The organism is Longimicrobium sp. (assembly GCF_036399935.1).
In the GTDB taxonomy this organism is placed as follows: domain Bacteria; phylum Gemmatimonadota; class Gemmatimonadetes; order Longimicrobiales; family Longimicrobiaceae; genus Longimicrobium.
The window spans coordinates 1-13,203 of the sequence record NZ_DASWMD010000065.1 but is presented as its reverse complement, the minus strand read 5'-3'; the positions used below and the strand labels follow the sequence as shown (position 1 = coordinate 13,203).

15 protein-coding genes are annotated in these 13,203 nt (G+C 69.6%); all 15 read left to right on the top strand.

What is annotated here, in order from left to right:
* Positions 1–62 precede the first annotated feature (62 nt).
* Entirely contained in the window at positions 63–734 is a 672-nt protein-coding gene (locus VGB24_RS19575) for a histidine kinase dimerization/phospho-acceptor domain-containing protein (protein ID WP_331074629.1), read from the top strand.
* Positions 735–841: 107 nt separating this feature from the next.
* Entirely contained in the window at positions 842–2,206 is a 1,365-nt protein-coding gene (locus VGB24_RS19570; protein WP_331025320.1) for a sigma-54 dependent transcriptional regulator, read from the top strand.
* Between the two features lie 268 nt (positions 2,207–2,474).
* Positions 2,475–2,696 carry a DUF433 domain-containing protein gene (locus VGB24_RS19565; RefSeq protein ID WP_331074628.1) on the top strand — a complete coding sequence of 74 codons (222 nt, stop codon included), beginning with the start codon at positions 2,475–2,477 and terminating at the stop codon, positions 2,694–2,696.
* Positions 2,680–3,015: a DUF5615 family PIN-like protein gene (locus tag VGB24_RS19560; protein ID WP_331074627.1), complete on the top strand. Its 336-nt coding sequence runs from the start codon at positions 2,680–2,682 to the stop codon at positions 3,013–3,015. Before VGB24_RS19565 ends, VGB24_RS19560 begins: the two co-directional genes overlap by 17 nt.
* 76 nt (positions 3,016–3,091) lie before the next feature.
* Entirely contained in the window at positions 3,092–3,322 is a 231-nt protein-coding gene (locus VGB24_RS19555; RefSeq protein WP_331074626.1) for a hypothetical protein, read from the top strand.
* Positions 3,323–3,396: 74 nt separating this feature from the next.
* Positions 3,397–4,989, top strand: a complete 1,593-nt coding sequence (locus VGB24_RS19550; RefSeq protein ID WP_331074625.1) for a helicase HerA-like domain-containing protein — start codon at positions 3,397–3,399, stop codon at positions 4,987–4,989.
* 227 nt (positions 4,990–5,216) lie between these two features.
* Positions 5,217–5,612 (top strand): response regulator, encoded by a 396-nt coding sequence (locus VGB24_RS19545; protein WP_331074624.1) that lies wholly within the window; start codon positions 5,217–5,219, stop codon positions 5,610–5,612.
* A 19-nt stretch (positions 5,613–5,631) separates the two neighbouring features.
* A complete protein-coding gene (locus tag VGB24_RS19540; RefSeq protein ID WP_331074623.1) occupies positions 5,632–6,069 on the top strand; it encodes a YtxH domain-containing protein in 438 nt (145 codons plus the stop codon).
* A gap of 32 nt (positions 6,070–6,101) precedes the next feature.
* Positions 6,102–7,043 carry a YihY/virulence factor BrkB family protein gene (locus tag VGB24_RS19535; RefSeq protein WP_331074622.1) on the top strand — a complete coding sequence of 314 codons (942 nt, stop codon included), beginning with the start codon at positions 6,102–6,104 and terminating at the stop codon, positions 7,041–7,043.
* Positions 7,040–7,672, top strand: coding sequence for a L,D-transpeptidase (locus VGB24_RS19530; protein ID WP_331074621.1), 633 nt, complete (start codon positions 7,040–7,042; stop codon positions 7,670–7,672). The genes VGB24_RS19535 and VGB24_RS19530 overlap by 4 nt, the downstream gene beginning before the upstream one ends.
* Before the next feature lie 467 nt (positions 7,673–8,139).
* Positions 8,140–8,601 (top strand): SsrA-binding protein SmpB, encoded by a 462-nt coding sequence (gene smpB / locus VGB24_RS19525; protein ID WP_331074620.1) that lies wholly within the window; start codon positions 8,140–8,142, stop codon positions 8,599–8,601.
* A 23-nt stretch (positions 8,602–8,624) separates the two neighbouring features.
* The gene (locus VGB24_RS19520) at positions 8,625–9,797 is read left to right on the top strand and encodes an N-acetylmuramoyl-L-alanine amidase (protein WP_331074619.1); all 1,173 of its coding nucleotides are present in this window, start codon (positions 8,625–8,627) and stop codon (positions 9,795–9,797) included.
* 55 nt (positions 9,798–9,852) lie between these two features.
* Positions 9,853–11,265 (top strand): FAD/NAD(P)-binding protein, encoded by a 1,413-nt coding sequence (locus VGB24_RS19515; protein WP_331074618.1) that lies wholly within the window; start codon positions 9,853–9,855, stop codon positions 11,263–11,265.
* Positions 11,266–11,347: 82 nt separating this feature from the next.
* Positions 11,348–12,067 carry an orotidine-5'-phosphate decarboxylase gene (gene pyrF, locus VGB24_RS19510; RefSeq protein WP_331074617.1) on the top strand — a complete coding sequence of 240 codons (720 nt, stop codon included), beginning with the start codon at positions 11,348–11,350 and terminating at the stop codon, positions 12,065–12,067.
* Entirely contained in the window at positions 12,068–12,517 is a 450-nt protein-coding gene (locus tag VGB24_RS19505) for a hypothetical protein (protein ID WP_331074616.1), read from the top strand. It begins immediately after the preceding gene.
* Positions 12,518–13,203 lie beyond the last annotated feature (686 nt).

The following is a 13,203-nucleotide window of genomic DNA, read 5'->3' as shown; positions in this document are numbered from 1 at the left end:
GCGGCGGCTTTCCGGCCGTGTTCTGGCCAGCCCGGAGCGTCAAATCGACGGCAGTCACTCACGTGAGCGAAACCATTCGCACCGACACCTCCGGAGCCATCGCGGTGGCCGACCCTCTCGCCGTTCGGGCCAACAAGCTCGAGCTCCTGGAGCGCCTGGCCGACGCGCTGGCCCACGAGATCAAGAACCCGCTGCACTCCATGGTCATCAACCTGGAAGTGCTGAAGCGGAGGCTTGGCCGCATTCCGGGCGGCGACGAGGTGCTGCGCTACACCAACGTCCTGGGCGAAGAGCTGGACCGGGTGAGCCGCCGCGTGGAGCTCCTGCTGCGCCTTTCCCGCCCCGACCGCGGCAGCGAAGAAACTACCCTCACCGAGCTGGTGGAAGAGGTGATGGAGCTGGTGCAGCTGGAGGCACGGCACAGGGAGGCCCGGGTGGAGTACAATACGGAGGGAGCCATGGCCCGCGTGCGCGTGGGACGTCAGCCCGCCCGGCAGATCATCCTGAACCTGGTGCTCGACGCGCTCGAAGCGCTGCCCAGCGGCGAAACCCTTCACGTCACCGTGCGTGGCGAAGACGGGCGTTCGACGCTGACCATCCAGGCGTCGACGGCGCCGGGTGCCACGCAGGGCGACCGCACGGGCGTGGCGTCGCTGCTGGCCGAAAGCGTCGGCGGGCAGGTCTGGGCGCAGGACGGCACGCGTACGTTCGTGCTGCCGTCGGGCCGGGCCTGAAACACGGGCTACCTCGTTCCATCCCAAGCGGTTGACCACACACGCCACCGGTCGGTATCTTGAAACGTTCCATACAAGTTGCGATTCCATCCCGACGACCCACGGGTATGCCTGAAAAGATCCTGGTTGCCGACGACGAACGCCACATCGCCGAGGGGCTGCAGATGCTCCTTGCCGACGAGGGCTACGAAGTCGACACCGCCACGGACGGCAACGCGGCCTGGAAGCTGGTTCAGGAAAACGCCTACGGCGTAGTGCTGGCGGATCTGCGCATGCCGCAGGTGGATGGGCTGGAGCTGTTCGGGCGCATGCGCAAGGCCGGCATCCCGTCGGAGATGATCATCATCACCGGCGAAGGCTCCGTCGACACGGCCAAGGAGGCCATGCGCGAGGGGGCCTACGACTATCTCGAAAAGCCGCTGAAGATCGACCGCCTCAAGGAGCTGATCCCCAAGGCGCTCGAGAAGTTCCAGGTGAAGCAGGCCAACAAGCAGCTCGAGGAGCGCCTGGCCAACCTCACCCGGTTCGTGGACCTGATCGGCCAGTCCGAGGAGATGCGGTCCATCTACTCGACCATCGAGGCGGCGGCACCCACCACGGCCAGCATGCTCATCGTGGGCGAAAGCGGCACCGGCAAGGAGCTGGTGGCGCGCGCCATCCACGAAAAGAGCAACCGGGCCAAGGGGCCGTTCATCGCCATCAACTGCGCCGCGTTCCCCCGGGAGATCCTGGAGAACGAGCTGTTCGGCCACGAGAAGGGCGCCTTCACCGGGGCCATCAACGAAAAGCAGGGCTGCTTCGAGCTGGCCGACGGCGGAACGCTGTTCCTGGACGAGGTGGCCGAGATGGAGCCCGACATCCAGGTGAAGTTCCTGCGCGCCCTGGAGCAGCGGTCGTTCCGGCGCCTGGGCGGCAAGAAGGAGATCCACGTGGACATCCGCGTGGTTTCCGCCACCAACAAGCAGATCGGCAAGGCCATCGACGACGGCAAGCTGCGCGAGGACCTGTACCACCGCCTGGCCGTCATTCCGCTGTTCCTGCCGCCGCTGCGCGAGCGCCGCGGCGACGTGCGGCTGCTGGCGGAAAGCTTCCTGCGGCGCTTTTCGGAAGAGAACGGCAAGAAGCAGCTGAAGAGCTTTTCGCCCGAGGCGCTGGAGTTCATCAACGCGTACCGCTGGCCGGGCAACGTCCGCGAGCTGAAGAACGCGGTGGAGCGCGCGGTGATCTTCGCCCGCACCGAAGAGATCACCCTGGGCGACCTGCGGGCGCACGAGCTGATCGGCTCGGAGGACCGCGAGGTGCGCGTTCCCGTGGGCACTTCGCTTCAGCAGGCGGAGCGCACGCTGGTGCTCAAGACCTTTTCCTTCGTCGAGGGCGACCACAACCGGGCCGCCTCGATGCTGGGGATCGAGGAAGACGAGCTTCGCAACCGGCTGAACCAGCTGGTCGCCGGCGAGACCGTCCCGGCCTGACCGCCGCTTCGTCCAGCGCACTCTGAAGGCCGCGCACCGACCCAGTCGGTGCGCGGCTATTCTGTGCCGTACGTGGCGGGAGATATGGCTTGGAGACTGCTGGAATGACGCGTAGCTTGCTGTTCAGAAACACGATCCGCAACGATGATCCGTCGACGCGCTGCACATTGCTTCAGCGGAGCGGATGATGCAGCATGCCCGAAACGGATCGCGTCCGTTTAGCGAGATCGACTCGATGGTATGCAAACAGCGCTCGGGGGAGGGTACGATGACAACCGCTAACTTGATCACTATCGATCCGGAAATCCTGAGTGGGACGCCTGTGTTCACGGGTACTCGCGTGCCGGTCGAGAGCCTGATCGATCACCTGAAGGCTGGCGACAGCTTGGAGGATTTCCTGGAAGGTTTCCCCGGTGTCCAACGTGAGCAGGCCGAAGCCTTCCTCGAACTGGCGCTTGACGCCGCGTTGAGCCATGCGCGTGCTGCTTGACGAGCAGATCGACCAGCGTCTGAGGAAGCGATTTGGTGACGAGTTTGAGGTGAGGGCTGTTCTGGAGGTCGGCTGGGCGGGCCTCAAGAACGGGGCGCTGCTACGTGCTGCGGAACGCGAGTACGACGTGTTCGTTACCATGGACCGAGGCATCCCGCATCAGCAGAACATCCCAAACTTCCAGCTCGGCATTGTCGTCGTCCGCGCGAAAAGCAACCGCTTCGTCGACTTGTCGCTGCTCGTGCCGCAGATCGAGGCCGCACTCCGGGTCTCGAAGCCCGGCACGGTCGTCTACGCCAGTGCTGATGGCCCAGCGTGAGGCTTCGCCCGAGTCTTGCTAGAGCGTCCTCGCTCGATCAGCAGTGACGCGGGCCACGTTGAATGAGGGTGAATCGATGGCGATGATGGACGAGCTGGTGCAGCAGATCGCGACACGCACGGGACTGCCCCAGGACAAGGCGATGCAGGCGGCGCAGGCCGCCATCGAGTTCCTGGACGGCCGCCTTCCGCCTCCCGTCGGCGGGAACCTGAAGCGCCTGACCGGCGAGGGCGACGGCGCCGGCGGCGGCGGCCTCCCCGACCTGGGCGACGTGGCCGGCAAGCTGGGCGGCATGTTCGGCCGATGAACCACGCGCGGCCGGCCCATTCCCGGGCCGGCCGTTTTCCGCACTGATCCACCTCTCGCCTGGCGCACGACTCAATGAATCCCGAAGTCCTGAACGCGGCCCGCTCGGCCTTTCCCGCATCCACCGGCACCATCACCCTGGGCGCCGTGGTGCACGAGGGCGCCTGCGCGCCGGAGCCGCTGGTTTCGCTGCCCCTGTCGATGATGAACCGCCACGGCCTGATCGCCGGGGCCACGGGCACGGGCAAGACCAAGTCGCTGCAGCTGATCGCCGAGCAGCTGTCCAGCGCCGGCGTGCCCGTCTTCCTTTCCGACGTGAAGGGAGACCTGAGCGGCCTCGGTGTGGCGGGCGAGGCCGGCGACCGCGTGAAGCAGCGCGCCGCCGACACCGGCTACGCCTGGCAGCCCGCCGGGATGCCGGTGGAGTACCTGAGCCTGTCCGGCAAGGTCGGCGCGCAGCTGCGGGCTACCGTCTCCTCCTTCGGGCCGCTGCTGCTGGCCAAGGTGCTGGGGCTGAACGAAACGCAGTCCAGCGTGCTGACCCTCGTCTTCAAGTACTGCGACGACAAGGGCCTGCTGCTGCTGGACCTTTCGGACCTGCGCGCGGCGCTCCGCTACCTGTCGGAGGAGGGCGCCGGCGAATTGAAGGAGTACGGCGGGATGTCGAAGCAGACCGTGGGCGTGCTGCTTCGCGAGCTGGTGGAGCTGGAGGCGCAGGACGCGGAGCGCTTCTTCGGCGAGCCCGAGTTCGACCTCGACGACCTGCTGCAGACGGCACCGGACGGACGCGGGGTGGTGAGCGTGCTGGAGCTGCAGGACGTGCAGGAAACGCCCGCGCTGTTCAGCACCTTCATGCTGTGGATGCTCGCCACGCTGTACCACACGCTTCCGGAGATGGGCGACGTCGAAAAGCCCAGGCTGGTGTTCTTCTTCGACGAGGCGCACCTGCTGTTCGACGGCGCCAGCAAGGCGCTGGTGGACCAGGTGGAGCAGGTGGTACGGCTGATCCGCTCCAAGGGCGTGGGCGTGTTCTTCATCACTCAGAACCCGCGCGACGTGCCGGCCGAAATCCTGGGCCAGCTGGGCCACCGCGTTCAGCACGCCCTGCGCGCCTTTACCCCGGACGACGAAAAGGCGCTGAAGTCCGCCGCCCGCACGTTCCCGAAGACGACGTTCTACGACGTGGAGGAAACGCTGACCACGCTGGGCATCGGCGAGGCGCTGGTGACCACGCTCTCCCCGTCGGGCGTGCCCAGCCAGCCGTTCGCCGTGCGCATGGTGCCGCCCTCGTCGCGCATGGGCCCGCTGACCGCGGACGAGCTGCAGGGGCGCATCGGCGCCTCGGAGCAGGTGCGGAAGTACGCGCAGGAGATCGACCGCGAAAGCGCCCGCGAGATGCTGGAGGACCGGGCCGCCCGGGCCCGGGAGGAGGACGAGGCGGCGGCCGTGCCGCGGGGCTCCGGCCGGGGCCCGGACTACGACCGCGCCCCGCGCACCGCCACGCGAAAGACGTCGCGGACGGCCGACGACGACCCCGCGCCGCGCCGGGGCCGCAAGGAGCGCGGAACGGTGGAGCAGATCCTTCGTTCGCCGGTCGCCAAGTCTGCGGTGAACACCCTGGTCCGCGGACTGGTGGGTGCCCTGCTGGGGGGACGGCGGAGGCGATGAGCGGCGTTCAGATCAGCCCTGACCTGGGGAGCATCCGTTTCGCCACAATTTACAAAAGTGAGCGCAAGCCCGCGCTAACATTGGACAAAGCCGCGCGGTCGCGTTGAACGCGCGGCTCCCGATTCGGGGCCCTTTCGGTGGCATGGCGATTGCCCTTGAACACCTCCCGAGGAGCAGAGGCAGGGAGCCAGCGTCTCGGTGGGACGCCGCACCGGAGGTACCAGAGGATGGCGGCACAACGCATACTCGTCATCGAGGACGAGGCAGCCGCGCGCGAGGCGCTGAAGAGCCTGCTCGACGAGGAGGGCTACACGGTCTGCACGGCCGAAAGCGGCAGGCGCGGGCTGGAGCGGCTCCAGGATTTTCGCCCCGACACGGTGGTGTGCGACTTCTACCTCCCCGACATCGACGGGCTGCAGGTGGTGCGCGCCATCCGCTCGGCGGGCGACAGCGGGGTGCGCGTGATCATCATCACGGCCGGGTGCGGCGGCGAAGAGGCCGAAAGCACCCTGCGCCGCGAAGCCGACTTCTTCTTCCAGAAGCCGCTGGACCTGCGCCGCTTCCGCGACGTCCTGCAGGCCGAGGGCGACGACGCCGCGCGCGGCGCGCTCGCACTTCACTGACAGCACTCCATCGACCGACATGCGTGAGGACGTGGGGCAGCCGCGGATCGTGATCGAGGAGCGCGGCGGGGGCGCCGGCTCCTTTTTGCTGGGCGTGCTGGTGGGCGCGGGCGCCGCGCTGCTGCTGGCGCCCCGCAGCGGGCGTGAGACCCAGCGCGAGATCCGGGGCTTCGTTACCGGACGCGTGGACGCGGTCCGCGGCGCGGTGGATACCCGCGTGGAGCAGGCCCGGACGGCGGTGGACGAGGGACGGTCGGCGGCCACGCAGGCGCGGGCAGAGCTGCAGCGGCGGGTGCACGAGGCCAAGGCCTCGTACCGCGGCGGCCAGCGCCCCGAACCCCCGCGCGCGCCGGCGCTGCAGTTGGCGGTTTCCGCGCCCGTCGTACAGGAGGTGGTGATCACCGAGGTGACCACCGAGCCCGACGTGGGAGACCTGGCGGGCGGCGAAGTTCGTTGACGGCGCGGCGCGGCCGGACCTAGCTTGGCTGCATGGCCGAACCCACCGCTCCCCCCAGTAAAGCCGCGATACTGCGAAGGGCCGCCCGTGCGGCCCTTTCGCGCGTTCTCGGCGGCTGGGCGGAGTTCGGGCGGCGGGTGTACATCAAGGCGGGCGACGACGACATCTTCTTCCTGGCCGGCGGCATCGCCTTCAACGTGCTGGTGGCGGCCGTTCCGTTCCTGCTGATGCTCATCGCCATCTTCGGCTACGTGCTGAAGGCGGCGGTGAACGATCCGCAGCAGGCCGCGGTGGAGTACGTGCTTTCCATCCTGCCGCCGTCGCAGCGCATCGTTACGCTCACCCGCTCGCTGGTGGGCGAGGTGGTGGCGGGGCGCACGCGGTTCGGCATCCTGGGCCTGGTGCTGTTCATCTGGTCGTCCACGCGGCTGGTGGCCAGCCTTCGCTCGGTGCTCAAGCACATCTTCGACCTCCCGGAAGAGCGGCCGATCATCGCGGGGATGTTCTTCGACCTGCAGATGGTGCTGGTGGCGGGAACGCTGTTCGTGTTCAACACGGGCATCACCGTGGCGGTGGAGGCGGCGCAGGCGTACGGGGTGCGGTGGCTGGGCCTTTCGGCCTATCCCGAGGTGCAGTCGGTTCAGCGGGCGCTGGCGCGGATCCTGGCGTTCTGCTTCATCCTGCTGATGTTCGTGCTGATGTACCGCTATCTTCCCAAGCGCAAGACGCCGTGGCGCATCGCGCTGGTGGCGGCGGTGTTCACCTCGGTGTCGTGGGAGCTGCTGAAGGGGATCTTCGCGTGGTACGTCACCTACGTCAGCGACTGGCGGACGACGTACGGAACGCTGGCCTCTCTGATCCTGCTCGTGTTTTGGATATATTACTCGGCCATCGTGTTCGTGCTGGGCGGCGAGGTGGCCCAGGTGTACGACCTGATGCGCATCCGGCGCAAGCAGAGGGAGCTGTTGGAATGACTGCGAAGTGCGTGAGTGCGTTGGTGCGTGAGTGCGGGACCCGCTTCGGCGTGGCGCTCGGGCTGGTGCTCGCCCTCGTCTTCGGTACGGGGGACGCTCGGGCGCAGACACTGCCCGGGAGCCCGCTGGCCCTGGCGCACGGGGTGGAGCGCGAGGGCGCGGCGAGGTATCGGGATCCCCCGGTGGGCGCGGAGGGACGGTACATCGTGGTGTCGCTCGCCGAGCACCGGCTGTACCTGATGGAGGAGGAGCGGGTGATCTGGTCGGCGCTGGTGGGCACCGGCACGGGCACGCGGCTGGAGGGCGCGGGGCAGAAGTGGGAGTTCAGCACCCCGCGCGGCATGTTCCGCGTGCAGCGCAAGGAAAAGGACCCGCGCTGGTACGTGCCCGACTGGGCCTACCTGGAGCGCGGCGTTCCCATCCCGGATCCCGGCTCCGAGGAGCGCTGGGAAGAGGGGATGCTGGGCACCACGGCGCTGTTCCTGGGCGAGGGGATCGCGCTGCACGGCACCAACAAGCCCGAGCTGCTGGGCCAGGACGTGTCGCACGGGTGCATCCGCATGACCAACGAAGCGGCGCGCCAGCTGTACCACGAGGTAGAAGTCGGCACGCCGGTCTTCATCTACTGATCCGCGGCCCTGTGACGGAACGCGCCGCCACTCGTTCTTTGAGAACCGCAGCGGGCGGCTGGCTGTCATACCAAAGCAGCGCCACGCGGGGTCGGTCGAAGCGTCTCAGAATCCGTCGTTGTCATCCTGAAGGAGCGGCCACGCGGAACCCTCGGCTGCACCGTGGACGGCAGCGACTGAAGGATCCGCCACACACCACGGGTGACGCATCGGTGTGGCATCTGCACGGAGCCTCAGCGATTGCAGGGGACATCCGCCGAAACCGCGGACGGTGTGTGCCAGGCGACAGGGCGGCGCGCTGCGACGAAGATGTGGCGGATCCTTCGGTCGCTGCGGAGTACGACGCACGGGCAGGTTGGGCGTGGCCGCTCTCTCAGGATGACAACTCGATGCGCGGAGTGCGGATCAGTAGGCAGCAATTTGTTGTTTCCGCACTCACGCACTAACGCACTCACGCACTGCCCTTCATGCCAGAAGCAGCCGGCACCAAGACCGTCGTCAAGAACCGCAAGGCGCGCCACGAGTACCACATCCTGGACACGTGGGAAGCCGGCATCGCCCTGCAGGGGACCGAGGTAAAGTCGCTGCGGCAGGGGCGCGCCAACCTGCAGGACTCGTTCGCCCGCATCAACGGGGGCGAAATGTGGCTCTACAACCTCCACATTTCGCCGTACGAGCAGGGCAACCGCTTCAACCACGACCCGCTGCGCCCCCGCAAGCTGCTGATGCACCGCAACGAGCTTCGCAAGCTCGTGGGGCAGGTGGAGCAGAAGGGACTGACGATCATTCCGCTCGACATCCATTTTTCGCGCGGCATCGCCAAGATCAACCTGGCGCTGGTGCGCGGAAAGCAGCTTCACGACAAGCGCCAGACGCTCAAGGAGCGCGACGACCAGCGCGACATGCAGCGCGCGATCAAGGGCAGCTGATGACCTTTCCCGGAGAAGCCCGCATGCGAGCGCTCCTCGTACTGATCCTCACGTTCGCCACCCTCCCCGGCTTTCTCCCCGCGCAGTCCACGCCGTGGCGGCTGCAGGCGGGTGCCGACGTGACGCCTGTCGCCGAGGCCTCCGACGCCGGCTACCCCGCCATCCCCGTTTCGGCGCTGCTGGGGCTGGGTGCGCGTGTTTCGTACGCCGGCCCCGAGGTGACCGTCCGCCTGGGCGGGCACGAGGTGGGGCTGCGCGTGGATTCCGCCGGCGTGACGGCCGACGGGCGAACCGTGCTGATGGCCAGCCCCGTCTACTCGCGCGGCGGCGTGGTGTACGTCCCGACGGAGTTCCTGCGCATCCTGGCGAACGTGTCCGGCGGACTGGTTTCCGTCGATCCACAGACACGTGTCGCCCGGGTGGACGTGGCGGCGCTCGCGAGTGCCGCATCCACGCCGGCCCCGGCTCCCACGGCGCCCGCTCCCGTGCCGACGGCGCAGACGCGCAGGCTCGTGGTGATCGACGCGGGGCACGGCGGGGTGGATCCCGGGGCGGTGGGGCCGAACGGCACGCGCGAAAAGATGGTGACGCTGGCCGTGTCCCGGCGCGTGGCCGAGCTGCTGCGCGACGATCCGCGCTTCGAGGTGCGGATGACGCGCGACCGCGACACGCTGATCGCCCTGCGCGACCGCGGCCGCTTCGCCAACCAGTGGCGTGACGAGGGACAGCCCGCGCTCTTCCTTTCCATCCACTGCAACGCCCACACGAGCCGGGCGGAGACGGGATACGAGACGTACTTCCTGTCCGAGGCACGCACGGCCGACGCGCGGCGGGTGCAGCAGATGGAGGACGCCGCGGCGCAGTACGAGGAGCGGCCGCGGGGGACGGGGCTGGACTTCATTCTCAGCGACCTGCGCCAGAACCAGTACCTGCGCGAAAGCAGCGACTGGGCGCAGATGATCCAGAACCGCCTGCGCGAGGTGCACCCCGGCCCCAACCGCGGCGTCAAGCAGGCGGGCTTCGCCGTGCTCGTGGGCGCCTTCATGCCCGCGGTGCTGGTGGAGATCGGGTTCATCTCCAACCGCGCGGAAGAATCCATGCTGGCGGATGCCCAGCAGCAGGAGACGATCGCCCGGCAGCTGGCGGCTGGCGTCCGGGACTTCTTCCAGGCGGCAGAGCGGCGCCAGGGCAGCTGATTGCGTTGGGTCGTCGGCATCCGGCGATGCTCGAACTTTCCTTGGATCAGGGTCGATGAGTGGTACGATCGTAGTGATTGGCGGCGGCTTCAGCGGAACGCTGGTCGCCGCCAACCTGTTGCGCGCCGCCGCCGGCGTGCGGGTGATCCTCGTCAACCGCTCGGGATGGATGGCGCGCGGCGTGGCGTATGGAACGCGCACCGAGGCGCACGTGCTGAACGTCCCGGCCGGCCGCATGAGCGCCTACGCGGGGGACGACGAGCACTTCCTTCGCTTCGCGCGCCAGCGCGATCCGTCGGTCACGGGCGGCACGTTCGTGGCGCGGCGGCTGTACGGCGAGTACCTGGAGTCCGTGCTCGAGGAAGCCGAGGGTGGCGCGGCCCCGGGAAGCACGCTGGAGCACCGGGTTGACCACGTTCTCGACGTGCAGCCGGACGGGACCGGCGCGCGGGTCCGGCTGGCGGGCGGCGAGACGATCGAGGCCGACCGCGTGGTGCTGGCCCTCGGCAACTTCGCGCCGGCACATCCGCGCGTGGCCGACTCGTCGTTCTATGCCCGCAGCCGGCGCTACGTGCGCGATCCGTGGCGGCCCGGGGCCCTGGACGGCGTGGCGCCGGACAGCCCGGTGCTGCTGCTGGGCACGGGACTCACCATGATCGACGTGCTGCTGGACCTGCGCGCGCGCGGCCACCGCGGCCCGGTCACCGCCATCTCCCGGCGCGGGCTGATGCCGCTGGCGCACCGCGAGCACACCGCCCATCCCACCCGCGAGCACCTTCCGCCCGACCTTGCGGACGGCCCCGCGACCGCCCGCGCGTACCTGCGGTCGGTGCGCAGGCACGTGCGCACGGTGGCGGCGCAGGCGCTGGACTGGCGAGAGGTGATCGGCGCGCTGAGGCCGCTGACCGTGGCCCTGTGGAAGCGCCTGCCGGTGGCGGAGCGCCGCCGTTTCCTGCGGCACGTGGCCGTGTACTGGGACGTGCACCGCCACCGCGCCGCTCCCCAGCTGTCCGCCCGCCTGGCGGGGCTGGTGGCCCAGGGCCAGGTGCACCCCCAGGCGGGTCGCGTGCTGTCCTATGCCGAACGCGAGGACGGCGTCGACGTCACCTTCCGCCCGCGTGGCGCCGCGGAGCCGACGACGCTGACCGTGGGCGCGGTGATCAACTGCACGGGTCCGGCGAGCGATCCGCGCACGCTCGAAGAGCCGCTGCTGCAGGCCATGAGCGCGCGGGGGCTGCTGGCCCGCGACCCGCTGGGCCTGGGCATCGAGGTGGGCGATGGGTACGCGGTGCGTGACGCGGAGGGACATGACTCCGAGGTCCTGTTCTACGTCGGCCCGTTCCTCAAGGCCCGTGACTGGGAGGCCACCGCGGTACCGGAGCTGCGCGTGCACGCGGCGAACCTGGCGGAGGCCCTGGCCGCGTCGCTGAGCCGGGCGGCGGCTGACCCGGCACTCGCGCCCGCCTGACCGATCGACGCCGGCCCGCCGTGGACCCCCCGGCGGGCCGGCGTGTACGTACGGAACCCTTTGCTCCCGAACGCTTTCCGCCGTGACCGCTCCAACCCCCATCATCGCCCTGGACGTGCCTTCGCGCCGCGACGCCGAAGCGCTGCTGGACCGGCTGGGTCCCGCGGCGGAATTCGTGAAGGTGGGGCTTCAGCTGTTCACGGCGGAGGGGCCGGACGTGGTTCTGGCGATGACGGACCGCGGATGCCGGGTGTTCCTGGACCTGAAGCTGCACGACATTCCCAACACGGTGGCGCACGCGGTGGAATCGGCGGCGCGGCTCGGCGTGGACCTGCTGACGCTTCACGCGTCCGGCGGCGCGGCGATGATGCGCGCAGCCCGGTCCGCCGCGGGCGGGGGCGGTCCCAAGCTGTTGGGGGTGACGGTGCTGACCTCGCTCTCCGACGCCGAAGTGGCCGAGGCGTGGGGCCGGGCCGCCCTCTCGGCCGACGCCGAGGTGGGGCGCCTGGCGCGGCTGGCGGAAGAGGCGGGGATGGATGGCGTGGTCGCCTCCGTCCGCGAGCTGCCGACGGTCCGGGCCGTGGCGGGGGAGGGATTCCTGGCGCTGACGCCGGGCATCCGTCTCGCCGGCGATGACGCGGGAGACCAGACGCGCGTCGCCACCCCGGCCGAGGCGGCGCGGCTGGGCGCGGACTACGTGGTGCTCGGCCGGTCCGTGACGGCTGCGGCGGAGCCGGCCGCGGCGCTGGCCCGGGCGGTCCGGGAGCTGAACGAAGCCGTATCGGAAGGGATTGCGGGATAGATGAAGACGATTCGCTCGATACCGATCGCGTTCGCGCTGCTGCTGGTGCTGCTCGCGCCCCGTGCGGCGGCCGCGCAGCAGGGGCCCGCGCCCCTGCAGAACTTCGTGGGAGCCGTCGCCCGGCTGTGGGCGGACGGAAACGCCGAGGACATCGTGGAGCTGGCGGCGAACGGGCGCATCGTGCTGGACCTGGCGGGAGAAGGCCCCGGCGAGGTGCAGGAGCGCAACGCCGCCGCGGCGCTGCGGCGGCTGTTCAGCGCTCGCGAAACGGTGTCTACCCGCACCACGCAGGTGGCCATCTCCGGGGGCACTCCGCTCCGCGGCTTCGGCGAGCTGACGTGGGTGGCCCGGCCCAAGGGCGTCACCGACACCGAGGCGTCCGTGGTCTACATCGGCGCGGTGTGGGATGGGCGCGCGTGGCGGCTGCGCGAACTCCGCGTGCTGCGGTAGGGGCCCTCGTAGCCTCGGCGCTGCTGGGGCGAATGAATTCGCGGCAACGACGGCCCGAAGTCCGCCTTCGCGGACTGCCTTTCATCGGCCGCGCCGAGACGCGTCCGGGTGCGCTGCAAGCTCTTGCTGCGCACCCATTTGTCATCCTGAGCCCCAGGCGCACTGCACCGGCCCGCGCACCGGTGCTCGCGGGGCGAAGGATCTGGCTCGGACGCCTTTCCGTCCGGGCGCGGCAGCGGTCACCGTTGCGTGGGCCTCGGCTGCCGTGGGCCCCTCACCCGGCCGCGCTGACACGCGTGCCACCCTCTCCCGCAAGCGGGAGAGGGTGTACACACCGGGCGGGGGCGTGCTCCAGCCGCAAAATGGCGCACGAAAGCCTGTCATCCTGAGCCCCAGGCGCGTCGCATTTCCCCGCACACCACGGCTTGCGGGGCGAAGGATCTAAGCGCGGCAGCCTCTCCCTCCGGGCGCGGCAGCGGTCACCCGTGCCGAGGCCGCTCCATCCCGTCCGAATGCGAGAGTCCTGCCGAAGCGCAAGCGAATTCTCCCCCTCGCCCGCTTGCGGGAGAGGGGGCCGGGGGGAGAGGGCGGCCGAGGCATGCGCCGGAGTCAGTCGTGGCGCTCCACAACTCGTGAACATGCTCCGGCGCGGCCCGGCACGAGTGGGAACGCACCGGACTGGCTCC